Genomic DNA, 26,908 nt, shown 5'->3' on the forward strand with positions numbered 1-26,908 from the left:
TACGCAAGCACAGGTTAACGTTATGACAGCCTCCCCCGCATTTATCACCCTGGAGAATATCAGCAAGCGATTCCCAGGCGTGCTGGCATTAGACCAGATCAACCTGACGCTGAATAAAGGCGAAGTGCACTGCCTGGCCGGGCAAAACGGCTGCGGCAAAAGCACCATTATTAAAATCATCTCCGGCGTCTATCAGCCGGAAAAAGGCGCCAACATTTCGCTGGAAGGCAAACTCTTCCACGCCCTGACGCCGCAGCTGTCCGGTTATTACGGCATACAGGTGATCTACCAGGACCTGTCGCTGTTCCCTAACCTGACGGTGGCGGAAAACATCGCTATCCACCGTTACCTGCCCGGCGGCCACTTCTGGGTGCGCAAGCGGGTGATGCGCCAGACGGCGCTGGACGCCATGGCACGGGTCGGCGTACACATCGATCCCGATAAAAAGGTGGAAAAATTGTCGATCGCCGATCGGCAGCTGGTGGCGATTTGCCGCGCCATCGCCGCCGAAGCGCGGTTGGTTATCATGGACGAACCGACCGCCTCGCTGACCCGCCAGGAGGTCGACGGCCTGCTGCGGGTGGTTAACGAACTGAAGGCGGCCGGCATCTGCGTGGTGTTCGTCAGCCACAGATTGGACGAAGTGATGGAAGTCGCCGATCGCATCAGCGTGATGCGCGACGGCAAGCTGGTGGGCACCTGGCCGGCCAGCGAGCTGGACAGCCATGAACTGGCGTTCCTGATGACCGGCCAACGCTTCCACTACAGCCCGCTGCCGCCGCTGCCGCCGGCCGAACAGGCGCCGCTGCTCGAGGTGCGCAACCTCAGCCGCGGCGAGAAATACCGCAACGTCAATCTGGCGCTGCGCGGCGGCGAGATCGTCTCGATCGTCGGCCTGCTCGGCGCCGGCCGCACCGAACTGTGCCTCAGCCTCTTCGGCATGACGCGGCCGGACAGCGGCGAGATCCGCATCGAGGGCCGGACGGTGCAGCTGCACAACAACCGCGAAGCGGTGCGCCACGGCATCGGCTATGTGTCGGAGGATCGCCTGACGCAGGGGTTGATCATGGAGCAATCGATCTACGACAACACCATCGTCACCGTCTTCGATCGGCTGCATACCTCGCTCGGGCTGCTGGATCACGCCAGGGCGACCGAGCTGGTCAACCGGCTGATCCGCGATCTGAACATCAAGGTGTCCGACAGCGCATTGCCGGTGAAAACCCTGTCCGGCGGCAACGCCCAGCGTATCGCCATCGCCAAATGGGTGGCGACCCAGCCGAAGATCCTGATCCTCGACTCGCCTACCGTCGGCGTGGACATCGCCAACAAAGAGGGGATCTACCAGATCGCCCGCGATCTGGCGCAGCTGGGCATGGCGGTGCTGATGATCTGCGACGAGATCCCGGAAGCCTATTACAACAGCCATCGGGTGATGGTGATGCGCAAAGGCGAGCTGATCGCCGAGTTCGCGCCGCACCAGAGTACCGAACAACAGATCGCCGAGGTGGTGAATGGATAAGTCATTATTGGCCCGCCTGGCCGGGCGGCACGAGTTTTATCTCGGCCTGCTGGTGTTGCTGCTGGCGATCGGCCTGAGCGCCGGCACCGATGAGTTTCTGACGCTCGGCAACCTGACCGACGTCGCCACCAGCTACGCCATTCTCGGCATTCTGGCCTGCGGGCTGTTCGTGGTGCTGATCGCCGGCGGCATCGACATTTCGTTCCCGGCGGTCACCGCCATCGCCCAGTATGTGATGGCCAGTTGGGTGATCCAGCACGGCGGCAGCTTCCCGCTGGCGTTCGCCCTGGCGATCGGCGTCGGCCTGCTGCTCGGGCTGGTGAACGGTTTCCTGGTGTACTGGCTGAAGGTGCCGGCGATCATCATCACCATCGCTACCCTTAACCTGTTCTACGGCCTGCTGGTGTACGCCACCAACGGCACCTGGCTGTACGGCTTCCCGGACTGGTTCATGAACGGCATCAACTGGTTCTCGTTCCAGGGCGCCGACGGTTACGACTACGGCCTGACGCTGCCGCTGCTGTGCCTGCTGGCGACCATCGTCGTCACCGGCGTGCTGATGAACCGCACCCGGCTGGGGCGCCAGATCTACGCCATGGGCGGCAACCGCGACGCGGCGTCGCGCCTGGGGTTGAACCTGCTGCGGCTGCACTTCTGCGTCTACGGCTATATGGGCATTCTGGCCGGCGTCGCGGCGGTAGTGCAGGCGCAGATCACCCAGTCGGTGGCGCCCAACTCGCTGCTCGGCTTCGAGCTGACGGTATTGGCGGCGGTGGTGCTGGGCGGCACCAGCATGAGCGGCGGCCGCGGATCGTTGACCGGCACCCTGCTCGGCGTGGTGCTGCTGGCCTTCCTGCAAAACGGGCTGACGCTGCTCAGCGTCTCGGCCTATTGGCACCAGGTGTTCAGCGGCGCGATCATTTTGATCAGCATCAGCACCACCGCCTGGAACGAAAAACGCAAGCTGCTCAAGGAGATCTGACATGACGCAGTTAACTCGGTTGATCCCAAGCGATCGGATCATTCGTCTGCAGGGCGCGATCATCATCGCGGTGGCGCTGCTGTTCGCCGGTCTGCTCGGATCGCGCTTCTTCAGCCTTGGCAACTTCCAGTCGATCGCCTCGCAGCTGCCGATCCTCGGCCTGCTGGCGCTCGGCATGGGCATCACCATGCTGACCGGCGGCATCAATCTGTCGATCATCGCCGGCGCCAACGCCTGTTCACTGGTGATGGCGGCGATCATCGTCAGCCATCCCGACCAGCCGCTGTTCCTGGCACTGGCGCTGTTGGCCGGCCTGCTGGTGGCGGTGGCAATCGGCGCACTGAACGGGGTGCTGGTGGCCTGGATCGGCGTCTCGCCCATCCTCGCCTCGCTCGGCACCATGACCCTGATCACCGGCCTGAATATCCTGCTGTCCAACGGCGCGGTGATCTCCGGCTTCCCGGCGGCGATTCAATTTCTTGGCAATGGCGCCGTACTCGGCGTGCCGGTGGCGCTGATCCTGTTCCTGCTGGTAGCGGTCGGGCTGTGGCTGCTGCTGGAGCACACCACGCTGGGCCGCAGCCTGTACCTGATCGGCTCCAACGAGCAGGCCACCCGCTTCAGCGGCGTGAACACCGCGCGGGTGCAGATCGCGGTGTATATCCTGTCGGCGCTGCTCGGCTGGGGCGCCGCGCTGCTGATGATGGCCAAGTTCAACTCGGCCAAGGCCGGCTACGGCGAATCTTATCTGCTGGTGACCATTCTGGCCTCGGTGCTGGGCGGCATTAACCCGGACGGCGGTTTCGGCCGTATTCTGGGGCTGGTGCTGGCGCTGATCGTGCTGCAAATGTTGGAAAGCGGCCTCAATCTGCTGGGGGTCAGCAGCTACCTGACCATGGCCCTGTGGGGCGGCGTGCTGATCCTGTTTATCGCGTTACAGAATCGAAAAGCCTGAGGAGAAAATAATGGCAAGCTATTTTATTGGCGTAGATGTGGGCACCGGAAGCGCGCGCGCAGGCGTATTCGATCTCAACGGCCGCATGGTCGGCCAGGCCAGCCGGGCCATCGATCTGTACCGGCCGAAGGCGGATTTCGTCGAGCAGTCGTCGGATAACATCTGGCAGGCGGTGTGCAATGCGGTGCGCGACGCGGTCAACCAGGCCGACATCAACCCGATCCAGGTCAAGGGGTTGGGCTTCGACGCCACCTGTTCGCTGGTGGTGCTGGATAAAGAGGGCAAGCCGCTGACCGTCAGCCCCTCCGGCCGTACCGAACAGAACATCATCGTGTGGATGGATCACCGGGCGATCGCCCAGGCCGAGCGCATCAACGCCACCAAACACCGGGTGCTGGACTTCGTCGGCGGCATTATCTCGCCGGAGATGCAGACGCCGAAACTGCTGTGGCTGAAACAGCACATGCCCACCACCTGGGCCAACGCCGGCTACCTGTTCGATCTGCCGGACTTCCTCACCTGGCGCGCCACCCAGGACGCCACCCGTTCGCTGTGCTCGACGGTGTGCAAGTGGACCTATCTCGGCCACGAGCAGCGTTGGGACAAGAGCTACTTCCAGCAGATCGGGCTGGAAGACGTGCTGGAACACGACGCGGCCAAGATCGGCAGCGACGTTAAAATGATGGGCGAGCCGCTGGGCCACGGCCTGACTCAGCGCGCCGCCAGCGAGATGGGGCTGATCGCCGGCACGGCGGTGAGCGTATCGATAATCGATGCCCACGCCGGCACCCTCGGCACGCTGGGCGCCACCGGCGTCTCCGGTGAGGTGGCCGACTTCAACCGCCGCGTCGCGCTGATCGGCGGCACCTCCACCGGTCATATGGCGATGTCGCGCACCGCGCGCTTTATCGGCGGCGTCTGGGGGCCGTATTACTCGGCGATCCTGCCGGAATACTGGCTGAACGAGGGCGGCCAGTCTGCCACCGGCGCGCTGATCGACCACGTCATCCAGTCGCACCCGTGCTACCCGGAGCTGCTGGCGCAGGCGAAAACCCAGGGGCAGACCATCTATGAGGTGCTGAACGCCATTCTGCGCCGCATGGCCGGCGAGCCGGAGAATATCGCCTTCCTGACGCAGGACATTCACATGCTGCCGTACTTCCACGGCAACCGCTCGCCGCGCGCCAACCCGACGCTGACCGGCATCCTGACCGGGCTGAAGCTGTCGCGCACGCCGGAGGATATGGCGCTGCACTACCTGGCCACCATTCAGGCCATCGCGCTCGGCACCCGCCACATCATCGAAACCATGAACCACAGCGGCTACAGCATCGACACCATCATGGCCAGCGGCGGCGGCACCAAGAACCCGATCTTCGTGCAGGAGCACGCCAACGCCACCGGCTGCGCCATGCTGCTGCCGGAGGAAAGCGAAGCGATGCTGCTCGGCGGTGCGATGATGGGCACCGTGGCGGCGGGCGTGTTCGACACCTTGCCGGAGGCGATGAGCGCCATGAGCCGCATCGGCAAGACGGTGACGCCGCAGACCAACCAGATAAAAAGCTACTACGACCGCAAATACCGGGTGTTCCATGAGCTGTACAACGACCACATGAAATACCGCCAGCTGATGCAGGAGGAGGCGTGATGCAGCAGGAATGGCGGCAGGCCGTGCAGGGTTGGCAAACCTACAGCCAGGAGCTGGCGCAGCTGGGCGAGCGCCTCGACGCGCGCACCTGGCAACGGCTGCTGGCGCTGCTGACCGACTGCCGCGGTAAAATCGCCGTCACCGGCGTCGGCACCTCGGGGATTGCGGCGCGCAAGATAGCCCACATGCTAGCCTGCGTGGAACGGCCGGCGGTCTACCTCGACGCCACCGGCGCGGCGCACGGCGATCTGGGTTTTCTGCGCGCCGACGATCTGCTGATCCTGATCTCGCGCGGCGGCAATTCCGACGAGCTGACCCGCCTGCTGCCGACGCTGCAGGCCAAGGGGGTGACGCTGATCGCGGTGACGGAAAACCCGCACTCCGCCATCGCGCAGGCGGCGCAGCTAACGATCGCCACCGGGGTGCAAAAGGAGATAGATCCGCTGAACATGCTGGCCACCACCTCAATTGTGCTGGTGCTGGCGATCTTCGACGCCGCCTGCGCCTGCCTGATGGCGCGCAGCGGTTACGACAAGGAGACCCTGCTGGCGGTGCATCCGGGCGGCGGCGTGGGGAAAAGTTTGCGGGAGGAAAACTGAGGGCCCGACACGGCGGGCCCGGCTGACATTACAGCGGCATGTAGATATCGAAACGGTGGCTTTTGGTCAGCGTGGCGGCGTGCGCCGGCACGTCGGCCAGCGGCGGCGCGTAGTCCGGGCGTTTCACCACCACGCGCTTGGTCGCCAGGCGGCGCGCCGGCTCCAGCAGGCCGTCGGCGTCATCGTCGCTGCCCACCAGCGATTGAAACACCCGCATCTCTTTCTTCACCAGCGCGCTTTTTTGCTTGTGCGGGAACATCGGATCGAGATACACCACCTCGGGGCGCGGGCTGAGATCCGCCAGCGCCGTCAGGCTGGAGGCGTGCAACAGCGTCAGGCGCTCGCGCAGCCACGGGCCGATTTCCGCATCCTGATAGCCGCGCTGCAGTCCGTCGTCCAGCAACGCCGCCACCACCGGATTGCGCTCCAGCATCCGCACCCGGCAGCCCAGCGCCGCCAGCACGAAGGCGTCGCGCCCCAGCCCGGCAGTAGCGTCCACCACGTCCGGCAGGTAGCTGCCCTTGATGCCGACCGCCTTGGCCACCGCCTCGCCGCGGCCGCCGCCGAAACGGCGCCGGTGCGCCATGGTGCCGGTGACGAAGTCGACATAGATCCCGCCGAGCTTCGGCTCGTCGCGCTTACGCAGCTCCAGCCGTTCCGGCGTCAGTACCAGCGCCATCGGCGCATCGTCATCGGACACCAGCTGCCAGCGCTGCGCCAAAACAGACAAGGCGCCGGGATCGGCGCCTGCTTCACACAATAAACACACGCTCACGTGTCGGGTTATCCTTTAATGCCGTAATGGCGCAGCATAGCATCCAGCTGCGGCTCGCGGCCACGGAAGCGTTTGAACAGCGTCATCGGCTCTTCCGAACCGCCGCGCGACAGGATGTTGTCGAGGAAGGATTTGCCGGTCTCGGCGTTGAAAATCCCCTCTTCTTCGAAGCGCGAGTAGGCGTCGGCCGACAGCACTTCCGCCCACAGGTAGCTGTAGTAACCCGCCGCGTAGCCGCCGGCGAAGATGTGGCTGAAGGCGTGCGGGAAGCGGCCCCAGCTCGGCGAAGGCACCACCGCCACCATTTTCTTCACTTCCGCCAGCGTCGGCAGGATCTGCGCGCCTTTTTCCGGGCTGTATTCGAAATGCATGCGGAAATCGAACAGGCCGAACTCGAGCTGGCGCAGGATGAACAGCGCCGCCTGGTAATTCTTGGCCGCCAGCAGCTTGTCGAGCATGGCCTTCGGCAGCGGCTCGCCGCTCTGGTAATGGCCCGAGATAAACGCCAGCGCTTCCGGCTCCCAGCACCAGTTTTCCATAAACTGGCTCGGCAGTTCGACCGCATCCCACGGCACCCCGTTGATGCCTGAGACGCCGGCGGTATCGATCTGCGTCAGCATATGGTGCAGACCGTGGCCGAACTCGTGGAACAGCGTGGTCACTTCGTTATGGGTGAACAGCGCCGGCTGGTCGCCCAGCGGACGGTTGAAGTTGCAGGTCAGGTAAGCGACCGGTTTTTGCAGCGTGCCGTCAGCCTTGCGCAGGCTGCCGACGCAGTCGTCCATCCAGGCGCCGCCGCGTTTGTTTTCGCGGGCGTACAGATCGAGGTAGAAACTGCCGCGCAGCTCGCCGTCGGCGTCGAACAGATCGAAGAAGCGCACGTCCGGATGCCAGGTCTCCACGTCTTTACGCTCTTTGGCGGTGATGCCGTAGATGCGTTTCACCACTTCGAACAGCCCTTCCACCACACGCTGTTCCGGGAAGTACGGGCGCAGCTGCTCGTCGCTGATGGAGAACAGGTGCTGCTTCTGTTTTTCGCCGTAGTAGGTGATGTCCCAGGCGTCGAGCTCGTCCACGCCATAGTGCTGTTTGGCGAAGGCGCGCAGCTGTGCCAGCTCCTGCTCGGCCTGCGGGCGGGCGCGCTTGGCCAGATCGCTCAGGAAGCCGATCACCTGCTCCGGGCTTTCCGCCATCTTGGTCGCCAGCGACTTGTCGGCGTAGGTGTCAAAGCCCAGCAGCTGAGCCAGCTCATGGCGCAGCGCCAGCGTTTCCGCCATCACTTCGCTGTTGTCCCATTTGCCGGCATTCGGCCCCTGATCGGAGGCGCGGGTGGCGAAGGCGCGGTACATCTCTTCGCGCAGCGCGCGGTTGTCGGCGTAGGTCAGCACCGGTAGGTAGCTCGGCATGTCCAGCGTCAGTAGCCAGCCGTCTTGCTCTTTGGCCTGCGCCATCGCCTGGGCCTGCGCCAGCGCGCTTTCCGGCAGGCCGCTCAGCTCGGCTTCGTCGGTAATCAGTTTGCTCCAGCCCATGGTGGCGTCGAGCACGTTGTTGCTGTAGGTGGAACCCAGCTCGGACAGGCGCGCGACGATCTCGCCGTAGCGCTGCTGTTTGTCCGCCGACAGGCCGATGCCCGACAGCTCGAAGTCGCGCAGCGCGTTGTCCACCGCCTTGCGCTGCGGCACGCTCAGCGCCTCGAACGCCGCGCCCTCTTTCAGGCTGCGGTAGGCCTGGTACAGCCCTTCGTGCTGGCCGACCCAGGTGCCGTACTCGGACAGCAGCGGCAGCGCCTGCTCATAGGCGGCGCGCAGCTCCGGGCTGTTTTTCACCGAGTTCAGGTGCCCGATCGGCGACCAGATGCGCGACAGGCGATCGTCCGACTCCGCCAACGGCTGACACAAATTGTCCCAGGTGAACGGCCCCGGCTGCGCGACCACGCGCTCTACCGCGGCGCGGCAGTCCGCCAGCGCGGATTGCACCGCAGGCACGATATCTTCAGGGCGGATCGCCGAGAACGGCGGCAGGGAAAACGGGGTCAGCAACGGATTTGTCATAGGGCAGTCCTGATTAGCGTTGGGGCCCGCCACGGGGGCGAGCCTTAAAATGCGTATGAATCTCTAACATGGAGCCAGGCAACAGGAAAATCAATGCCCGGCGTTGATCGTTCGTGCCTTAAACGGCGCGTTGGCGAATGCGTGCGGCCAGCGCCGCCAGCTGTTCGTCGTCGGCGCGCGCGGCGTCGTGGGAGGAAATGTAGCCCTCGTAATGTTCGAAAAACTTCGGCGAGGTCGATTCGATCGGCCGCCACTGATCCAGCGACGCGGTGCCGTGCAGCGGGATCAGTTTGGCATGCACATGGTCAACGCCGTAGCCCTCGAAGACCATGCCGCAGCGGCCGACGTCGTCGAACGCGCGATCCAGCTGCTTTGCCACACGCTTGGTCGCCAGCATCAACGCGCTCAGCACCTCGTCCGGCAGGTCAAAGGCGTAGCTCGGGTGGTGCGCCTTGGGGATCACCACGCTGAAGCCGTCGGTGTTGGGAAAGATGGACAGGAACGCCAGATGGTCGTCGTCTTCCCAGATTTTATGGCACGGCGCCTTGCCCGCCACGATGTCGCAAAAAATGCAGCTCATCCTTTCTCCTTGTGATTCACAGCGTTTCAACCCGTTCGAATTCTTCGAACACCAGCCACATGTCCGGCGCAAAGCTCCCCTCGCGGGTAAAGAATGCCTGATGCCCCTCGCGCCAAAACGCCAGGCTTTTGTCGCCTTCGCCCTCTTTGGCCGCCATCTCGGCGGTCACTTGGTCGTAGCGCACCAGGCGCAGCGCCAGGGTTCTGATCACGCAGGCCGGTTCGCCGCGGCCATCGAGAACGATGCTGTAATCGCCGATCCGCGGGGTTTGTTCCCGACGATAGCTCGCATAGGAACTGCAGGTGGCGGTTTTATCCCCGCTCAGCACCAATCCCAGCAGTTCGTCGGCTAACGCCGGGCCGTCGCCGAACGCCCAGCGCGCCGCGTCGGGGTAATTCGCCAAAATCGCCTGTTTGCTCATCGTCCTGTCCCTTTCTGTTAACGTCTGCGGCAACGGAGTCCGGTTTTTCCCGGCCAGACAGTTTATACTGTGCAGATTATAAGCCTTATTGCATTGAATGCTCCGTCTGCGGAGCACAAGGAACCGCCACCCGTCATGTTAAGTTATCGCCACAGTTTCCACGCCGGCAACCACGCCGACGTGCTCAAACACACCGTTCAGAGCCTGATCATCGAGTCGCTGAAGGAAAAAGAGAAGCCGTTCCTGTACCTGGATACCCACTCGGGCGCGGGCCGTTATCAGCTCAGCGGCGAACACGCCGAGCGCACCGGCGAATACCTGGAAGGCATCGGCTTGCTGTGGCAACGCGACGATCTGCCGGAAGAGCTGGCGGCCTACATGAGCGTGGTGCACAACTTTAACCGTTCCGGCACGCTGCGCTACTATCCCGGCTCGCCGCTGATCGCCCGCCAGCTGCTGCGCCCACAGGACAAAATTCACCTGACCGAGCTGCACCCGAGCGACTACCCGCTGCTGCGCAGCGAGTTCCAGAAAGACGAGCGCGCCAAAGTGCAGCGCGCCGACGGCTATCAGCAGCTGAAATCCCAGCTGCCGCCCCTGTCGCGCCGCGGCCTGATCCTGATGGACCCGCCGTATGAAATGAAGACCGATTACCAGGACGTGGTCAAAGGCATTCAGGAAGGCTACAAGCGTTTCGCCACCGGCACCTATGCGCTGTGGTACCCGGTGGTGATGCGCCAGCAGATCAAACGCATGCTGCGCGATCTGGAAGCCACCGGCATTCGCCGCATCCTGCAGATCGAGTTGGCGGTGAAACCCGACAGCGATCAGCGCGGTATGACCGCCTCCGGCATGATCGTCATCAACCCGCCGTGGAAGCTGGAACAGCAGATGAAAAACGTGCTGCCGTGGCTGCACAAGGTGCTGGTGCCGTCGGGCATCGGTCACCATCTGGTGAACTGGGTGGTACCAGAATAATCCCCATCAGGGCGCGGTTTGCCGCGCCCTGCGTCCACCTATCGCAGCCATCGACGCAATCTTTGCGACAAACCCCGGTCAGGCGTTAAACTCTTACCCTCTTCAAATTCACAACTCATGGAAATCCCAGATGACGAAACATTACGATTATCTAGCAATTGGCGGCGGCAGCGGCGGTATCGCATCGATCAACCGGGCAGCCATGTACGGCCAAAAGTGTGCGCTGATTGAAGCCAAAGAGCTGGGCGGCACCTGTGTAAACGTGGGTTGTGTACCGAAAAAAGTCATGTGGCACGCGGCGCAGATCGCCGAGGCCATCCATCAGTACGGCCCGGACTACGGCTTCGACACCACCGTCAACGCCTTCGACTGGAAGAAGCTGGTCGCCAACCGCACCGCCTATATCGACCGCATTCACAACTCCTACGATAACGTGCTGGGCAAGAACAAGGTCGACGTGATCAAAGGCTTCGCGCGCTTCGTGGATGCGCACACCGTGGAGGTGAACGGCGAGACCATCACCGCCGACCACATCCTGATCGCCACCGGCGGCCGCCCGAGCCATCCGGCTATTCCGGGTGCGGAATACGGCATCGACTCCGACGGCTTCTTTGAGCTGGACGCCATGCCGAAACGCGTCGCCGTAGTCGGCGCCGGCTATATCGCCGTGGAGATCGCCGGCGTGCTGAACGCGCTCGGCGCGGAAACGTACCTGTTCGTGCGCAAGCACGCGCCGCTGCGCAGCTTCGATCCGATGATCGTCGAAACCCTGGTGGAAGTAATGAACACCGAGGGGCCGAGCCTGCACACCGAATCGGTGCCGAAAGCGATCGTCAAGAACGCCGACGGCAGCCTGACGCTGCAGCTGGAAAACGGCAAAGCATTCACCGTCGACTGCCTGATTTGGGCCATCGGCCGCGAACCGGCGACCGACAACCTGAACCTCGGCGTCACCGGAGTGAAAACCAACGAGCAAGGCTACATTGACGTCGATAAGTTCCAGAACACCAACGTCAAAGGCATCTACGCGGTGGGCGACAACACCGGCGCGGTAGAGCTGACCCCGGTCGCCGTGGCCGCCGGCCGCCGCCTGTCCGAGCGCCTGTTCAACAACAAGCCGGACGAGCACCTGGATTACAGCAACATCGCCACCGTGGTATTCAGCCACCCGCCGATCGGCACCGTCGGCCTGACCGAGCCGGAAGCCATCGAGAAATTCGGCGCGGACAACGTGAAGGTGTACAAATCCTCCTTCACCGCCATGTACAGCGCCGTGACGCAGCACCGCCAGCCGTGCCGCATGAAGCTGGTGTGCGCGGGTAAAGAAGAGAAGATCGTCGGCCTGCACGGCATCGGCTTCGGCATGGATGAAATCCTGCAGGGCTTCGCGGTGGCAGTGAAGATGGGCGCCACCAAGAAGGACTTCGACAACACCGTGGCGATCCACCCGACCGCGGCGGAAGAGTTCGTCACCATGCGCTGAGGCGCAACTTCGCCGGGTTTCGGCGCGTAACAGGCCAGGCGCGAAAGCGTCTGGCTTTTTTATTTCTCTCGCTCGCCTCACCGCGCCCGGCGGTAATGATCGCGAAGAAACACCGGCAAATCGTTCGCCGGCGAGGCGAAGGGTACTTGATAGAGCATATCGCCGACAAAACCGCGATGATAGGTAGCGTGGTTGACGACATGCAGCACGATTTCCTGGCGCGTCATCCGGCCTTCCCCCCCGCCGACGAACTCGAAATGTACCACCTGCGCCAGCGCCTCGGGTGACCAGTTGTCCACCTGTTCGATATACCAGCGGTCCATTTCCTCCACCGCACACCGCAAGTCGTCAAGCGCAGGCGTTTGCTCGGTGTTGCGCGCGAGGTAGCCATGTTTTCGACCTTGCAGATGGTGCCTGAAGATATCGTCCACCACATACACATGATTTAAGGTATGCACCATATTGCCAAAACGGGTCGGCCGCTGCCGTAAGGCTTCACCGGCCGGCAAGGACATCACGGTGTCAAAGGTCAGCGCATTCGCCCACGCTTTGTAACGTACCAGCATTTTCAACGTTTCGGTGACCGTCGTCGGCTGCATAATATCAGCTTCGACGGGGGTATCGTTTGGTGGCATCGCAGACATACTGTTCACTCCTTATCATCGGATGAAAATCGATATTCCGTTCAGCCGCACACAGTGCGGCGACGCTTTCTACGCCGTGCCAATCCCTTGCAGCCGCCCTTCGACCTGAGTGCGCGTATTGCCGCCCACCCAAATCCGGCCGCTCTCGTCGCGGGTGATATGCACGCGCCCGTTGCGCCCACGGCAGCGGCCCTGGGCGGCGATATAGCCACCGCTGACCACGCCGCTTGCGAACAACCACTGGGCCAGCGAGGCATTGAGGCTGCCGGTGACCGGATCTTCGACGATAGCGCCAAGATGATCGCTCAAAAAGGCGCGAACTTCGAAGGCTGCGTCACCATCGGCATGTGGGCCGACGACGCCAATGTCCACTCTGCGCGGCCAGCTTCTCGCCGGCGTAAGGGAAAGTACCCGCTCAGCGCTGGCCAGCCGGATCCCCAGCCACCCCGGACCGTTATCGATCCAGGCGGCATCGAGCGCCTCCTCAGGCGCGATACCTAAAAACTGCAGCGCGTCGGCCAACGTCTCTTCTGAGGGCGCCCCGGAGCGAATCAACGGCGGCGCGGCAAAACACAGCCGTCCTGCCTCGCGGCGAATGCTCACCAAGCCCGCCCCGCATTCCTGGATGATCTCCGCCCTATTGCGCGGCATCCCCTCCGCAGTGAGCCAGGCATGACAACTGCCCAGCGTCGGGTGTCCGGCAAACGGCATTTCACGATCCAGGGTGAATATCCGCACCCGGTAATCCGCCTGGGGGTGCGTCGGCGGCAGCAAAAAGGCCGTCTCCGACAGGTTGAACCAACGCGTCAAACACTGCATGTCTTCCGTCGACAACGCTCCGGCGCCCGTGATCACCGCCAACGGATTGCCGGCGAGCGGCCCGGCGCCAAAGACATCCACCATCTGCATGCCAAAAACCATCGCTTCTCTCCTCAGGTTAACGCCGGGCGTTCATTACCCCCGCGATATCAACAGCTCCAGGCCCGCCAAAGCGAACAGCAGCGCAAGCGTTCCTTCAATCCAGCGCCTCACCCGGGTGTAAAACGCGATCATCGGCGCCGTTGAGAACAGCAGGGCATACCCCCCGAAAATCGTCACGCCGAGCAGCGCGCAACCGCCAATAATTGCCGGTAAAACCTGCTCAGGCGGGCCTTGCCGCAATCCCAGCGACATGATCGCCATCCAGGACATGATGGCCTTGGGATTGCCGAGGTGCATCAGCACGCCCTGCCGATAAAGCGCCCGATAAGGCCGCGCATCGCGCCCTGCGGCCATGCCCGGCGCCGCGGCGGACGTTCGTAACGCGGACTTTCCAGCGCGCAGCGCCAGATACAGCATATACACGCCGCCAACGATTTTGATGGTCCACAGCGCCTGCGCATACGTGGCCAACACGGCGGAAAGGCCGGTCGCGGCCAACATCGCCCAGCACAGCGATCCGGTCATCACGCCGGCGGCCAGCACCAATGCGGGCCTGCGGCCGTCACGCATCGCCACGCCCATGATCGCCATGTTGCTGGGGCCGGGGCTGGCGGTAGCGAGGAGATAGGCGCCGTAAACCAACGCAAGCTGACTGACCATCATGGAAAAACTCCGCTGGCCCGCCTTACGGCCGAGCCGTTGTTGAAAACGCCGGGACTCCTCACCAACATAGTATGTGTTACACTTTTCGCCTATTTAAATAGTGTCACGTGACACTATATTCTTTCTCCGGAGAGCGACCATGCGGCTTCAATCCCCCTGGCAACCCCGCCTGGCCAACGTGGAAGCCACTACCGTCGAACGGCTGGTGCTGGCGTTGGCTGACGACATTATCGAGGGCAAGCTGCAAGGAGGCGATCGTTTGCCGGCACACCGCCCCCTCGCCTGGCAATTGGCGATCGGTCTGGGCACGGTGACCAAAGCCTACGCCATCCTGGAACGACGCGGGCTGGTCCGCAGCGTGAAGGGGCGCGGGATGTTCGTGGCGATCCGCCGCGCCCGTGAAGAACGTGAAATCGATCTCTCGTCCAATGCGCCGCCGGCGATGCTGACTGACCGTTTGCTGGCACGCACGCTGGCCGGCATCGCACGGAAAATGGATGCAGATCATCTGAACCTCTATTCCCCTCCGACCGGGCACTTGGAACATCGGCGTCTGTTGGCCCGCTGGCTGGAAAACGCCGGCGTCACGATCGAACCGTCGCACCTGGCGCTGACCAGCAATGCCCGTCAGGCGATTTCGTTGGCATTTGACCTGGCCTGCGGGCCACGCGGGACGATACTGACCGAGAGGCTGACCTACCCCGGCGCGATCGCGCTGGCCCGACGTAAAGGCCATCGCCTGATCGGCGTGGAGATCGATGCGCAAGGCATGGTGCCGCAGGCGCTGGCGAGCGCGCTCGAGCGCGTCTCCTCCGGCCATCTTGCGGTCTATCTGACACCGACGCTGCATAACCCGACGACCGCCACCATGAGCGCCGAGCGCAGGCGGGCTATCGTCGAGATATGCCGGCAGGCGAATGTCTGGATCATCGAGGATGGCGTGTATGCCCTAGGGCATTCAGCAGTGCCTGCGCTCGCGACGTTGGCACCCGAGCGGGTGTTCCATGTCAATGGCCTGTCGAAAACGCTCGGCCCGGGGTTGCGGATCGGTATGCTGACTCTACCGCCCGACATGCAAACCGCGGCGGAAGAAGCCTTGCAAGATATTCCCTTCGCACCTTCGCCACTGTCTTGCGCCGTGGTGGGGGAGTGGTTGTCCAGCGGCGCGATCGAGGCGATACCGCAAGCGTTGCGCCATGAGGCTCAGCGAAGAGTGCATCTGGCTACCTCGATATTCGATGCCGACGAATGCGTATCGCATCCCGACGCTTACCATGTCTGGCTGCCGATGCCGCGCGAAACCGCCGAGTCTGTGGCCGCCGCCGCCGCGTTGGCGGGCGTTAAAGTCACGCCGCCGGCCGCGGTCATGGTCAATGACGGCAAAAGTGAATCGGGTATTCGCCTGTGCCTGGGTTCCCCCTCACTGGACGAGCTAACGGCAGGCCTGACGCAGCTGGCCCAGCTGTTGAAAGCACATCGGAACGGCTGACAAACGGAAGGGAAAGGTTACGCGCACGGGCCGACCGACCCAGACCTGTTCTTTTTGTGCGGTTTACTATTCCCTTCGCACCCGCCTGCTTTTTCTGCCATTATTCTGCCTGATAAATTAGCGGGACTGATACAACCTCCCCGCGCCTCTGGAGAACACCGATGCTGTTCAAACTATGCAAAACCCTTGCGATGGCCTGCGTGGCCCTGATTATCGCCCAGAGCAGCGCCCTCAGCTTTACCCTGGAAGTGGCGGGCAAGATCGACAACGTGACCGACCCGGTCAAAAAAAGCTATCTGTTCACCGATAAGCAGCTGTTGGCGATGCCGGTGCGCAGCATCACCACCTCCACTTCCTGGACGCCGCAGAGAAAATTTGAAGGGATTTCGGTGGCCGATATCCTGGAGCGCGTCGGCGCCAAGGGCGAGACGCTGACTTTCTACGCGCTGAACGATTATTACATCGACGTGCCGCTGTCCGACGTCACGAAATACAACATGATCCTAGCCTACAGGATGGACGGGGAAATGCTGAAGCTCAGAAACTTCGGCCCGCTGTTCCTGGTGTACCCGCGTGACGCCGCCGGGCCTGAACTGAACTCGCCGTTGTACAATTCACGCTTTATCTGGCAAGTCGACAGGATCGTGATCAAATGAAGCTGACGACCTTTAAGAACGGCAGCAGGCTGGCGATCCCGGCCATCTTTGCCGCGCTGTTTTTAGTGGCTTCGACCGTCACGCTCTATTACTACAGCGCCACCCTGTCGAAGAAAGGGCTGTATGCCATCGCCGGCACGCAGGAGAACTACTCCTGGTCGATCGCCAAGTTCTCCATCAAGCTGGCGGAGTTCGACACGCTGGTCGAACAGCAAAGTCACGCGCCGCAGGTGGACAACGACAACCTGCGGCTGCGGTTCGAAATCCTCTATTCGCGTTTTTACGTGCTGGAAACCGTCTCCGAATCGACCCAGCCGCTGTACGCCGAGCCGGGTTATCCGGAAGTGGTCAAACAGATGCGCCTGCAGATGGATCGCATCGATAAGCTGCTGGACAGCCCGAAAATCGACTTCGACCAGGTTTTCGCGGCCATGAAGGCCATCAAGCCTTACTCCATCGAAATGGCCAACCTGACCGACCATGCCGAGGTGAAGCAGCGCACCGCCGCCTATGAGGACTACATCGAGAAGCGGCACATTATTTTCTATGGGCTGGTGATCGTCATGTTCTCGGTGATCGCGCTGATCGCCATCACCCTGATCGTGTTCCGCCAGCAGCGGCTGACCATTCGCCAACAGGCCAAGGCGATTGAGGCGGAGAAAGCGACGCGCACCAAAAACGCCTTCCTCGGCGCTATTGGCCACGAGCTGCGCACCTCATTGCAGAGCGTGATGTCGGCCATCGACGTGCTGGTGAATACCCGGGTGTCGGCAGAGCATGCGGACACCTTCCAGCGGCTGGAGACCGCCGCGCAGCAAATCGAAAGCCAGATGAAAGATCTGACCGACTACGCGCACCTCGACAGCGGCATGATGGAATTGCGCATCGTACCGTTCGACGCGCAGAAGCTGATCGCGGAGACCGCCAACGAAATCGCCACCCTGACCCGCAAAGAACAGGTCAAACTCAGCTGTGAAGTGGAATGCAGCCACCTGCTGGTGCACTCCGATCCGCTGCGCATCCGGCAGATTATCGTCAACCTGCTGACCAACGCCTACAAGTACACCGAAAGCGGCAGCATTACGCTGCACAGCTGCCTGCGCCGCCAACCGGGCGGCAGTTCGTTGATTATCGAAGTGACTGACACCGGCATCGGTATCGAAAAAGACCAGCTCGATCAGATCTTCAAGCCCTTTACCCAGTTGGATCAGTCGCATACCAAGCAGTACGCCGGCGTGGGGATGGGGTTGGCGATCGTGCACGGCCTGGTGACGTTGCTTAACGGCACCATCACGGTGTACAGCGAAATCAAGAAGGGCAGCACCTTTATCGTCAGCATTCCGGTGCAGATCAGTGAAGACGAACGTGCCGACGAGCCCGCCGCTGCCAATGCCTCTCTGCAGCATAAGCCGCAGCAGGTTCTGGTGGTGGATGACAACAAGTCGGTGGGTGACGCCTTTGCGGCGCTGCTGGACAAGCTGGGTTACCAGCACGAACTGTGCGACTCGCCGGAACGCGCGCTGCAGAAGCTGCTCAGACGTCCTTACGATGCGCTGTTGCTGGATTTGCAGATGCCGGGCATCGACGGCGCTGCTCTGGCCAGGCAGCTGCGCAACCGTCGCGGCCCCAACCGCCATGTGCCGATCATCGGCATCAGCGCCTACACGCCGGAGCAGTTAACGGCGGATCAGCGCGCCCTGTTCGATAACTACCTGATGAAGCCGGTTCGACTGGATGCGCTGTCGAGCGCGCTGGCCGAGGTGTTCCCCGCTAAAGATTAAAACAGCGTTGCAGTGCGGCTTCGATCACATGGAGCCGCACCGGTTTTTCATAAGGGCCGAGCACGTCGTACTCGCGCATCGCCTGAGCGATTTCCGATTCGCGTCGGTCGGTGCCCAGTTCACCGGTCAGCACCAGTACCGGCGCGTCCGGATTGTCGGAGGCGCGGATGGTAGCGATACAGCGATCCGCCGTTTCCTCACCGATCAACCAGTCCACCACGTAACCGTCGAACAGGCTTTGCTGCAACGCCTGACAGAAACTGTCGACGTCGTAAAACGCCACCGCGTTGAACCCGCAGCCACCCAGATACTTGGCCAGTTCATCGGCCGCCTGATGCGAATCGTCCAATACCGCGATGCTCAGCCGCTCGTCGTCGCCGAAGCCGGGCCGGATTTCGATCAGATCGACGCCGTAACGCGGGCCTGCCGGCGCCTCATCGGTGCGATAGATATGCCACTGCCCTTCCACGCGCAGCGCCACAAATTCCGCCGGCCGCCCGGCAGGAAGCTCGTCGCCGATGTGCCCGACGCAAGGTATCGCCACCCCCGCCACGACAAAGATGGCATCGCGCGCCATGTTTGGCTCGGGAGTCTCGTGTTCGGCGCTCAAATCGGCGATCGCCGCCGGCGTTTCTCCGAGCGCGGCCGCGACGCTGTTGATCTGTTCCAGCGTCCAGGGGCTTTGCCCTTTCAGTTTGCGGTGCGCATGTGAAAAACTCAGATCCAAGATGCGGCTGAGCTCGCGGGCATGCTGACGTTTTCCAATCCCGTAATGTAAAAACAGCTCCCTGACCCGATTGGCAATCGACTGTGAATCGAATTTTTGGTGATTGTTATCCATTTGTTCCTTCGATTTTTTTTACTGATTTATCAGTCGTTTTGATTATTTCCGCTGAAAAAGCCACATCTAAAACTAGCATCTGATGCAATTATGCGTTAAAAACGTTGCTTGACATACCATGTTGCATCGTCAAACATGGTATCAAAAGAGACATACAGCAATACACTATAAAAAATAACACCAGCACGTTTTTTAATAATAACCATAGTAACACCAGGGAAAATTTGTTCCGTTGCCGCTACTGAGACGATGATCACATCGCTCGGACTGCACAAGCAAAACGGGGCTTGAGCCTTTAGCGCTAATCTGTTTTACCCACTTTTGAGCCGGGATCCGTCAGGGTCCCGGTTTTTTATTGCCCTGGCGCCGCGCCATCATACGGACTCACCCCGCAGCCGCAAATAAAAACGGAGCCGGCATGCCGGCTCCGTTGTCATTGTGATGACCGTTGAAGGTCAGAAGCGCCAGGTGAAGCCGGCGTTGACGCTGTTGTCCTGATGGTTTTGCGACAGCAGTCCGCCGTAGCCCAGCGACAGCGTGGCGTTCTCGTTCACCGCCACTTCCGCCCCTGCCTTCAACACCATGCCGTCACGCGACACCGGCACGCTGTCCACCACGAACGGCGCGTTGCCGCCGTTGAACCGCAGCCCGGTGCCACGGTCCAGACCGCCGTACTGGTGCTGCCACCCCAGCTCGCTGCGCAGCGCCACCGTCGTGCCCGGGGTCACCTGCCACGCGGTGTCTGCACGCAGCCCCAGCGTCGACACCGTCGCGTCGGTATGCTGCTTGTCGCCGCGCAGTGCCGCCGCGCCGCCGCTTTCCGCGATGCCGTTGTTTTCGAAGTTCACGTACGCCAGGTTGACGAACGGCTCCAGGTTCAGCCATTCACCCTGCACGCCGTAGCCCGCTTCCGCGAACAGCTGCTCGGTGCGCGCGCTGTACTTCGCCGTGTCACGGTCCGACTGCATCCCGTAGTTCACCGACCGCTTGGTGTCGATGCGGTGCCAGGTGTAGCCCGCCCCGCCGCGCAGCGCCAGCGCCCCGAACTGCTTGTCGCCGTACGCCGCCAGGTGGTAGTTGTCGCTGTCCGCCTTCGACCCGTAACCGCCGTGCAGCGAGGTGCGGGTGTAGCCGGTCGCCACCCCCAGTCGCCCGTCGCCCGCAACCGCCGAGTCCAGCCCCACCAGCACCCCGTAGGTCGAGGCCTGATAGCCGGTGGCGTTGGCGTCGCCCGACGCGTGGTCCCATGCCCCCAGCAGCTGCGCCCAGGCGCCGTCCTCGTCCGCCTTGATGGCCGACGAGCTCGCCAGCCCTTCCGCCTGACGCAGACGCCCGTTCAGCGCCTCACGCAGGTAGCGGCTGTCGTTCACCAGCGCCGAGGCGATATCCGCATGGATTTGCCCCGACAGCTGACGGAACGCCTGCCGCGCTTCGCCCGCCGTGCCGCTGGTGAGCAGGCTCTCGTACACCGGGTTGCCCGCCGCCAGCGCATCCGCCGCCGCCGCCACCGCCCGCTCGTTCGAGGTCTGCGCCACGCTGGCGAAGCTCGTGCCGTTGCGCCCGACGCTCAGCGTCACCCCGGTCGGCTGGTAGCTCAGCCCGGTACCGAGGAACAGGTAGTTCGGCGCCACCGCGTCAAACTGCCCGCTCACCCCCTGCTGCGCGCTCAGGATGGTGTACTGCTGGCCCAGCAGGCTGCGCACCTCGCTTTGCGTCAGCAGGTTGGCGCTGTTCTCCAGCGTCACCGCCACCTCACCGCCGCCGATCGTCGCCGCTCCGCTGCTCTGGATCCGATCGCTCTGGCCGTTCGGCCCCACTTCCACCGCGTAGCGCGAGCCCGGTTCGAAGCTGACGTTACCCGCCACGTTCAGGGTGCCGATCGAGTTGCCCGGCGCCACGGTGCCGCCGCGGCGGGCGGTCAGCGAACCGACCGTGCCGCTGCCGCCGACGATGCCGCCGCTCTGCACGCTGACGGCCGAGGTGACCGAGCCGTTGATCGCCAGCCGACCCTGATTGACCAGCGTCGGGCCGGCATAGGTGTTGTTACCGGTCAGCACCAGGATTCCCGCGCCCTCTTTGGTCAGGCCGCCGTGACCGGAAATGTTGTTGGAGTAGATTTCCCATCCACAGTGGACATCATCACATTTCCTGGCGTGCAGCGTACCGGCATCCACCTCGGCGCCCCTCCCCGGAATATTGGCGACAAACTGGGTCGGGCCATAGGCCACGCCCGTCGGATCCGGGATGCGGAACTCCGCAGGAATATCTTCGACGGTATAGAACATGCCCGGGCCGTTGATGGCCTTGCCCAGGTTGATCATCCCCCAGCCGTAGAGCGCGTCGATGCCCGGCGCACCCATGTCGGTGGCGGTGGTTTTCAGCACGTCGGCAATCTGCGCCGAGCTCATGTACGGGAAGCGCTGCAGCAACACCGCCACCGCGCCGGTCACGTGCGGCGTCGCCATCGAGGTGCCGTTTTTATTGCCGTAGTCCGACACCAGGTTGGCCGGATCGGAACCGTTGGCCACGGTGCTGTAGATTTTGCTGCCCGGCGACGAGACGCAGAAGCTGGCGGTATAGCCGCAGCGGGAAGAGAAGCTGCTGATGGTATAAGGCACGCTGTTGGTCGATGCCGCATCCTGCGCCACGCTGGCGACCGACAGCCAGTTCGGCGCGATGTCCGGCACGAAGTAGGCCAGCCCGCTGATCACATCCGGCTGGTTGTAGTTGCCGTCGTTGCCGGCGGCGAACAGCACCAGAATGTTTTTGCGCGCCGCATCGATCGCGCCCTGATAGCCTGCGCCGGCCAGGCTGCCGAGCAGCGGTTTGACCTGATCGAATTGTTCCTGCGCATCCTTCAGCTCAAAGTGCAGCGCGTTAGGATCGCGGCCGCCGTCGGACAGGAAATCGGGAATACTGACGCCCCAGCTGTTGTTGATCACCCGTGCACCGCTGTTGATCATCGCCTGCCAGCCGGCATTGGTGACGGCGCCGTCCAGGCCGAGGAATTCGCCGTAGGCCGGGCCGTCGTTATCGTTATCGACGCTGATCACCTGCGAATCGAAGGCCACGCCGTGCATGCCGATGCCGTCGCGGTTCGCCGCGCTGATCCCCGCGACGTGCACCCCGTGATTGCTCAGCATGCCCTGCGAGCCGCTGTAGAAGTGGAAGGTGCCGTCGAAGTAAAAACGATCGCCGGCGTTAATCCCCGGCCGGTGTGGATCGGTATAGGCGCGGTAGCCCTCGGTGACGACGTTGATCAGTTTGCCGTCACCGGCGAACTCGGGATGACGGTTGACCGGAGTGTCGAAAATGCCCACCTTCTGCCCTTTGCCGGTGTAGCCGGCGGCGTAGGCCTCATCGGCGTGGATCGCCCCCAGCCCCCAGTTGGCGTTGAATTCGGCGCTGCGCCAGCTGGCCGGATCGCCGGGTTGGCCGTTCACCTCGTGCGGCGCCGCCTGTGCATACCCCGCCAGCGCCATGCAGCAGACCAACGCGTTCAGCCGCCACGGCAAGCGGCGAGCGTTTCCTTTGCTATCAAAACCCATTGTTGTTGTCATTTCCTTACCTTTTGCTTGTTATTGGCCGACGCCCCAGGTGCGCCGGGTTCTCATTAGCAGGATGTGAAAAAGGAACCGCCCGCAGACGGTTCCCGTACAAGGATTGAGTCGATGTTGCTTAGAAGCGCCAGGTGAAACCGGCGTTGACGCTGTTGTCCTGATGGTTTTGCGACAGCAGTCCGCCGTAGCCCAGCGACAGCGTGGCGTTCTCGTTCACCGCCACTTCCGCCCCTGCCTTCAACACCATGCCGTCACGCGACACCGGCACGCTGTCCACCACGAACGGCGCGTTGCCGCCGTTGAACCGCAGCCCGGTGCCACGGTCCAGACCGCCGTACTGGTGCTGCCACCCCAGCTCGCTGCGCAGCGCCACCGTCGTGCCCGGGGTCACCTGCCACGCGGTGTCTGCACGCAGCCCCAGCGTCGACACCGTCGCGTCGGTATGCTGCTTGTCGCCGCGCAGTGCCGCCGCGCCGCCGCTTTCCGCGATGCCGTTGTTTTCGAAGTTCACGTACGCCAGGTTGACGAACGGCTCCAGGTTCAGCCATTCACCCTGCACGCCGTAGCCCGCTTCCGCGAACAGCTGCTCGGTGCGCGCGCTGTACTTCGCCGTGTCACGGTCCGACTGCATCCCGTAGTTCACCGACCGCTTGGTGTCGATGCGGTGCCAGGTGTAGCCCGCCCCGCCGCGCAGCGCCAGCGCCCCGAACTGCTTGTCGCCGTACGCCGCCAGGTGGTAGTTGTCGCTGTCCGCCTTCGACCCGTAACCGCCGTGCAGCGAGGTGCGGGTGTAGCCGGTCGCCACCCCCAGTCGCCCGTCGCCCGCAACCGCCGAGTCCAGCCCCACCAGCACCCCGTAGGTCGAGGCCTGATAGCCGGTGGCGTTGGCGTCGCCCGACGCGTGGTCCCATGCCCCCAGCAGCTGCGCCCAGGCGCCGTCCTCGTCCGCCTTGATGGCCGACGAGCTCGCCAGCCCTTCCGCCTGACGCAGACGCCCGTTCAGCGCCTCACGCAGGTAGCGGCTGTCGTTCACCAGCGCCGAGGCGATATCCGCATGGATTTGCCCCGACAGCTGACGGAACGCCTGCCGCGCTTCGCCCGCCGTGCCGCTGGTGAGCAGGCTCTCGTACAACGGGTTGCCCGCCGCCAGCGCATCCGCCGCCACCGCCACCGCCCGCTCGTTCGAGGTCTGCGCCACGCTGGCGAAGCTCGTGCCGTTGCGCCCGACGCTCAGCGTCACCCCGGTCGGCTGGTAGCTCAGCCCGGTGCCGAGGAACAGGTAGTTCGGCGCCACCGCGTCAAACTGCCCGCTGACCCCCTGCTGCGCGCTCAGGACGGTGTACTGCTGGCCCAGCAGGCTGCGCACCTCGCTTTGCGTCAGCAGGTTGGGGCTGTTCTCCAGCGTCACCGCCACCTCGCCGCCGCCGATCGTCGCCGATCCGCTGCTCTGGATCCGATCGCTCTGGCCGTTCGGGCCCACTTCCACCGCGTAGCGCGAGCCCGGCTCGAAGCTGACGTTGCCGGCCACGTTCAGGGTGCCGATCGAGTTGCCCGGCGCCACGGTGCCGCCATCACGGGCGGTCAGCGAACCGACCGTGCCACTGCCGCCGACAATACCGCCGCTCTGCACGCTGACGGCCGAGGTGACCGAGCCGTTGATCGCCAGCCGCCCCTGATTGACCAGCGTCGGGCCGGCATAGGTGTTGTTACCGGTCAGCACCAGGGTGCCGATGCCCTGCTTGGTCAGGCCGCCGTGGCCGGAGATGTCGTTGCTCCAGAAGTCCAGGCCGCAAAGATCGCTGCTGCAGACGCGCTCGGTCGGTTTACCCTTGTCCAGCACCGCGCCGACGCCCGGCAGATCGACCACGAACTGGGTCGGGCCATAAGCCACGCCCGTCGGATCCGGAATACGGAATTCTTCGGGAATATCCTCGGCGGTCACCAACATGCCCGGACCGTTGATGGCTTTGCCCAGGTTGATCATCCCCCAGCCGTAGAGCGCGTCGATGCCCGGCGCGCCCATGTCGGTGGCGGTGGTTTTCAGCACTTCCGCCACCTGCGCGCCATTCAGATACGGGAAACGCTCCATCAGCACCGCAACGCTGCCGGCCACGTGCGGCGCCGCCATCGAGGTGCCGCTTTTATTGGCATAGCCGGTCGTCAGGTCGTCCACACCGGTGCCCGCGATCACCGAGCTGTACACCCGGGTACCCGGTGCCGAGACGCACAAACTGGCGGTATAGCCGCAACGGGAAGAGAAGGTGCTGATGCTGTAATCACCGCTATTGGTGGGATCCTGCAGGCTGGCGACCGACAGCCAGTTCGGCGCGATGTCCGGCACGAAATAGGCCAGGCCGGCCATGGCATCCGGGTTGTTGAGGTTACCGTCGTTGCCGGCGGCGAAGATGGTGACCACGCCGCTGCGCGCCGCGTCGATCGCGCCCTGATAGGCGCCGCCGGGCTTGGTGCCCAGGATCGTTTTGATCTGATCGAACTGCTTTTGCGCATCGTTCACCGTGAAGTGCGGATAAGCCGGGTCATACCCGCCTTCATCGAATTTCTCGGTGATGCCGATGCCCCAACTGTTATTGATGATGCGCGCGCCGCTGGCCACCAGCGCCTCCCAGCCGGCCTGGTAAACCGCGCCGTCGTTACCGAGCACAATGCCGTCCTCCGGGCCGGGGTCGCCGTTTTCTGCGCTGATGATCTGCGCGTTGAATGCCACCCCATGCATGGCGCCACCGTCGCGGCTGCCGGCGGCGATGCCGCCCACGTGGGTGCCGTGCGAGCCTAATTTGCCGCTGGAGTCGGTGCTTGGCGTACCGTCATAGCGGAAGTCATCGCCTTTTTTCACTGGAATATAGGGATCGGTGTATTCGCGAGTGCCATGGGTAACCAGATTGATCACCTTATCTGGGCCGGAAAATTCGGGGTGCTTGGCGTAGACTGGCTGATCGAAAATACCGAGTTTGATGCCTTTTCCGGTATAACCGGCGGCGTAGGCCTGGTCGGCGTGGATCGCTCCCAGCCCCCATTCCGCGTTGAACTCACTGCTGCGCCAACTGGCCGGATCGCCCGCTTTGCCGTTCTCTATATAGCTGGAGGCCTGCGCCCCGCCGATCGCCGTCAGGCAGATCAGCATCGCGCTCCATTGTGCGCGATGAACTCCGATTTCAGGCCAGCCGAAGGCCGCCCGAGCGGATTTGACTCCTCTAAGTTTCTTCTCCATCCCAGATACCGTCCGTTGTTGTTTGCAAATGTTTTATAAGATTTTTTGTGTAACAGTTTGGTAACACCAAATAAATAAAGCACAACAATCTCAAGTGCGCTTAATGTGTCACTCGGCAGTTCGGCGGGGGGAGAGAACGTTTCAGGGGTGAATCAGGCCAACGCCAATAAGAAATGGCAATGACGTTTGCCGGTAGCGAAGCGGCGATAATAAGCGAGAGGAAAAACCTTAATACGCTGATAAATAAAAATATAAACAAAGATCGAATGAAGGAGATGGCCGCCTGAAAAGTGCTTAACAGGCGTCTTTTATCACTTTTAATTATAAATTTTGCCAATATTCACTCAGTGAATTATGCTGGTTTTTCACTCGGTCATCGGCAAAAATTGGATTATCCTGCTGATGTTTTTTTGCGGTTCGTCGCGTCCTCTTCCGCCTGACGCAGGATGGCTTTGGCCATCCATTGCGTGACGTCCTGAATGCCCTCAAGTTCCAGCCCCCAGATATCTTTCAACACCAGGAATACCTCCGAGCCGTAAATCAGCGAGAAAGCATGAATCACTCTCTGTAGAGAATCCGGCGGCAGTTTGCCCTGCAACGGTTCTACCGCCAGCGCCAACAGACGCTTGCGGTTGCCGCGCACGAATTTTTCGCCCGGCGTGGCGTGCGCCCACTGCTGCAAAGAGAGCTGCAGTGCCGCACGCAATGCTCCCTCGTGCCGTTCCATCTGAGGATAGGCGAAGGTCAGCAACTGCTGGATACGCTTCAGGGCATCGTCGTCCTGCGGGCGCCATTCCAGAATAGGCCCCAGGCTTTCCGCCACCACGGCGCTAATCAGCGCACTCTGGGTCGGAAAATAACGGTAGGCGGTCGCGCGCGATACCTGGGCATGCGCCGCCAGCTCGGTGATCGAAGGAAACGCCCCTTCGTCATACAGCGCCATCGCGCTGGCCAGCAACAAACGGTAGGTTTTTGCCCGTGTGGAAGTCAGTGAAGGATCGAACGGGGTGGGAAAAGCATTTATCGGCACTTAAACCTCATACATCTGCACACGCTTGCGCAACAGAGGATGCGCCTCTGTCGACTGGCTGCCGGCAAAGCGCCGGCCACGTTGAAAAGCTCAAAAATGA

Annotated in this window: 21 protein-coding genes; 10 read left to right on the forward strand and 11 right to left on the reverse strand. The window is 62.6% G+C overall.

Annotation, left to right across the window (positions count from 1 at the left end; genetic code table 11):
* The first annotated feature begins 22 nt into the window (after positions 1 to 22).
* From N6G83_RS37110 to N6G83_RS37130, 5 genes are read left to right on the forward strand one after another with little or no spacing between them, the layout of a single operon-like run.
* Positions 23 to 1,522 (forward strand): sugar ABC transporter ATP-binding protein, encoded by a 1,500-nt coding sequence (locus N6G83_RS37110; protein WP_197825329.1) that lies wholly within the window; start codon positions 23 to 25, stop codon positions 1,520 to 1,522.
* Entirely contained in the window at positions 1,515 to 2,504 is a 990-nt protein-coding gene (locus tag N6G83_RS37115; protein ID WP_015379367.1) for an ABC transporter permease, read from the forward strand. The genes N6G83_RS37110 and N6G83_RS37115 overlap by 8 nt, the downstream gene beginning before the upstream one ends.
* A 1-nt stretch (position 2,505) precedes the next feature.
* A complete protein-coding gene (locus N6G83_RS37120; RefSeq protein WP_049294968.1) occupies positions 2,506 to 3,459 on the forward strand; it encodes an ABC transporter permease in 954 nt (317 codons plus the stop codon).
* Positions 3,460 to 3,469: 10 nt separating this feature from the next.
* Positions 3,470 to 5,107: an FGGY-family carbohydrate kinase gene (locus N6G83_RS37125; RefSeq protein WP_025304611.1), complete on the forward strand. Its 1,638-nt coding sequence runs from the start codon at positions 3,470 to 3,472 to the stop codon at positions 5,105 to 5,107.
* Positions 5,107 to 5,706, forward strand: coding sequence for an SIS domain-containing protein (locus N6G83_RS37130; protein ID WP_049294970.1), 600 nt, complete (start codon positions 5,107 to 5,109; stop codon positions 5,704 to 5,706). The genes N6G83_RS37125 and N6G83_RS37130 overlap by 1 nt, the downstream gene beginning before the upstream one ends.
* 28 nt (positions 5,707 to 5,734) lie before the next feature.
* On the opposite strand, the gene rsmJ is transcribed toward N6G83_RS37130, so the two are convergent.
* The 4 genes from rsmJ to N6G83_RS37150 all read right to left on the reverse strand — a co-directional run bounded on the left by rsmJ (position 5,735) and on the right by N6G83_RS37150 (position 9,533).
* Complete coding sequence (gene rsmJ / locus N6G83_RS37135; RefSeq protein WP_049209145.1) at positions 5,735 to 6,481, reverse strand: 16S rRNA (guanine(1516)-N(2))-methyltransferase RsmJ; 747 nt, start codon at positions 6,479 to 6,481, stop codon at positions 5,735 to 5,737.
* Between the two features lie 8 nt (positions 6,482 to 6,489).
* A complete protein-coding gene (gene prlC, locus N6G83_RS37140; RefSeq protein ID WP_193402973.1) occupies positions 6,490 to 8,532 on the reverse strand; it encodes an oligopeptidase A in 2,043 nt (680 codons plus the stop codon).
* Positions 8,533 to 8,650: 118 nt separating this feature from the next.
* Positions 8,651 to 9,112 carry an HIT family protein gene (locus N6G83_RS37145; protein WP_049209146.1) on the reverse strand — a complete coding sequence of 154 codons (462 nt, stop codon included), beginning with the start codon at positions 9,110 to 9,112 and terminating at the stop codon, positions 8,651 to 8,653.
* Positions 9,113 to 9,128: 16 nt separating this feature from the next.
* Positions 9,129 to 9,533, reverse strand: coding sequence for an ASCH domain-containing protein (locus tag N6G83_RS37150; RefSeq protein WP_025304616.1), 405 nt, complete (start codon positions 9,531 to 9,533; stop codon positions 9,129 to 9,131).
* Positions 9,534 to 9,668: 135 nt separating this feature from the next.
* Between N6G83_RS37150 and N6G83_RS37155 the strand changes: the two genes are divergently transcribed.
* Together N6G83_RS37155 and gorA are read left to right on the forward strand one after the other, a co-directional pair.
* Positions 9,669 to 10,511, forward strand: a complete 843-nt coding sequence (locus tag N6G83_RS37155) for a 23S rRNA (adenine(2030)-N(6))-methyltransferase RlmJ (RefSeq protein ID WP_004931012.1) — start codon at positions 9,669 to 9,671, stop codon at positions 10,509 to 10,511.
* A gap of 130 nt (positions 10,512 to 10,641) precedes the next feature.
* Positions 10,642 to 11,994: a glutathione-disulfide reductase gene (gene gorA, locus N6G83_RS37160; protein WP_260516219.1), complete on the forward strand. Its 1,353-nt coding sequence runs from the start codon at positions 10,642 to 10,644 to the stop codon at positions 11,992 to 11,994.
* 77 nt (positions 11,995 to 12,071) lie between these two features.
* Here gorA and N6G83_RS37165 read toward each other — a convergent pair whose 3' ends face one another.
* The 3 genes from N6G83_RS37165 to N6G83_RS37175 form a co-directional block, all read right to left on the reverse strand.
* Positions 12,072 to 12,638 (reverse strand): DinB family protein, encoded by a 567-nt coding sequence (locus tag N6G83_RS37165; RefSeq protein WP_260516220.1) that lies wholly within the window; start codon positions 12,636 to 12,638, stop codon positions 12,072 to 12,074.
* A gap of 69 nt (positions 12,639 to 12,707) precedes the next feature.
* A complete protein-coding gene (locus tag N6G83_RS37170) occupies positions 12,708 to 13,559 on the reverse strand; it encodes a PhzF family phenazine biosynthesis protein (RefSeq protein WP_060435210.1) in 852 nt (283 codons plus the stop codon).
* Between the two features lie 33 nt (positions 13,560 to 13,592).
* Positions 13,593 to 14,222, reverse strand: a complete 630-nt coding sequence (locus N6G83_RS37175; protein WP_164064075.1) for a LysE family translocator — start codon at positions 14,220 to 14,222, stop codon at positions 13,593 to 13,595.
* A 139-nt stretch (positions 14,223 to 14,361) separates the two neighbouring features.
* On the opposite strand from N6G83_RS37175, the gene N6G83_RS37180 reads away from it, so the two are divergent.
* From N6G83_RS37180 to N6G83_RS37190, 3 genes are all read left to right on the forward strand, one after another.
* The gene (locus tag N6G83_RS37180; protein WP_197769836.1) at positions 14,362 to 15,711 is read left to right on the forward strand and encodes a PLP-dependent aminotransferase family protein; all 1,350 of its coding nucleotides are present in this window, start codon (positions 14,362 to 14,364) and stop codon (positions 15,709 to 15,711) included.
* 161 nt (positions 15,712 to 15,872) lie between these two features.
* A complete protein-coding gene (locus tag N6G83_RS37185) occupies positions 15,873 to 16,367 on the forward strand; it encodes a molybdopterin-dependent oxidoreductase (RefSeq protein ID WP_025304622.1) in 495 nt (164 codons plus the stop codon).
* On the forward strand, positions 16,364 to 18,148 hold the full coding sequence (locus N6G83_RS37190; RefSeq protein ID WP_025304623.1) for a hybrid sensor histidine kinase/response regulator: 1,785 nt from the start codon (positions 16,364 to 16,366) through the stop codon (positions 18,146 to 18,148). Before N6G83_RS37185 ends, N6G83_RS37190 begins: the two co-directional genes overlap by 4 nt.
* On the opposite strand, the gene N6G83_RS37195 is transcribed toward N6G83_RS37190, so the two are convergent.
* From N6G83_RS37195 to N6G83_RS37210, 4 genes are all read right to left on the reverse strand, one after another.
* Positions 18,138 to 18,989, reverse strand: coding sequence for a helix-turn-helix domain-containing protein (locus N6G83_RS37195; RefSeq protein ID WP_025304624.1), 852 nt, complete (start codon positions 18,987 to 18,989; stop codon positions 18,138 to 18,140). The two genes, N6G83_RS37190 and N6G83_RS37195, sit on opposite strands and share 11 nt — an antisense overlap.
* A gap of 455 nt (positions 18,990 to 19,444) precedes the next feature.
* Complete coding sequence (locus N6G83_RS37200; RefSeq protein WP_409529440.1) at positions 19,445 to 22,549, reverse strand: autotransporter outer membrane beta-barrel domain-containing protein; 3,105 nt, start codon at positions 22,547 to 22,549, stop codon at positions 19,445 to 19,447.
* A 118-nt stretch (positions 22,550 to 22,667) separates the two neighbouring features.
* Complete coding sequence (locus N6G83_RS37205; protein WP_260516221.1) at positions 22,668 to 25,691, reverse strand: autotransporter serine protease; 3,024 nt, start codon at positions 25,689 to 25,691, stop codon at positions 22,668 to 22,670.
* A gap of 478 nt (positions 25,692 to 26,169) precedes the next feature.
* Positions 26,170 to 26,808: a TetR/AcrR family transcriptional regulator gene (locus N6G83_RS37210; RefSeq protein ID WP_038630005.1), complete on the reverse strand. Its 639-nt coding sequence runs from the start codon at positions 26,806 to 26,808 to the stop codon at positions 26,170 to 26,172.
* Positions 26,809 to 26,908 lie beyond the last annotated feature (100 nt).

The organism is Serratia sp. PL7 (genome assembly GCF_945957435.1).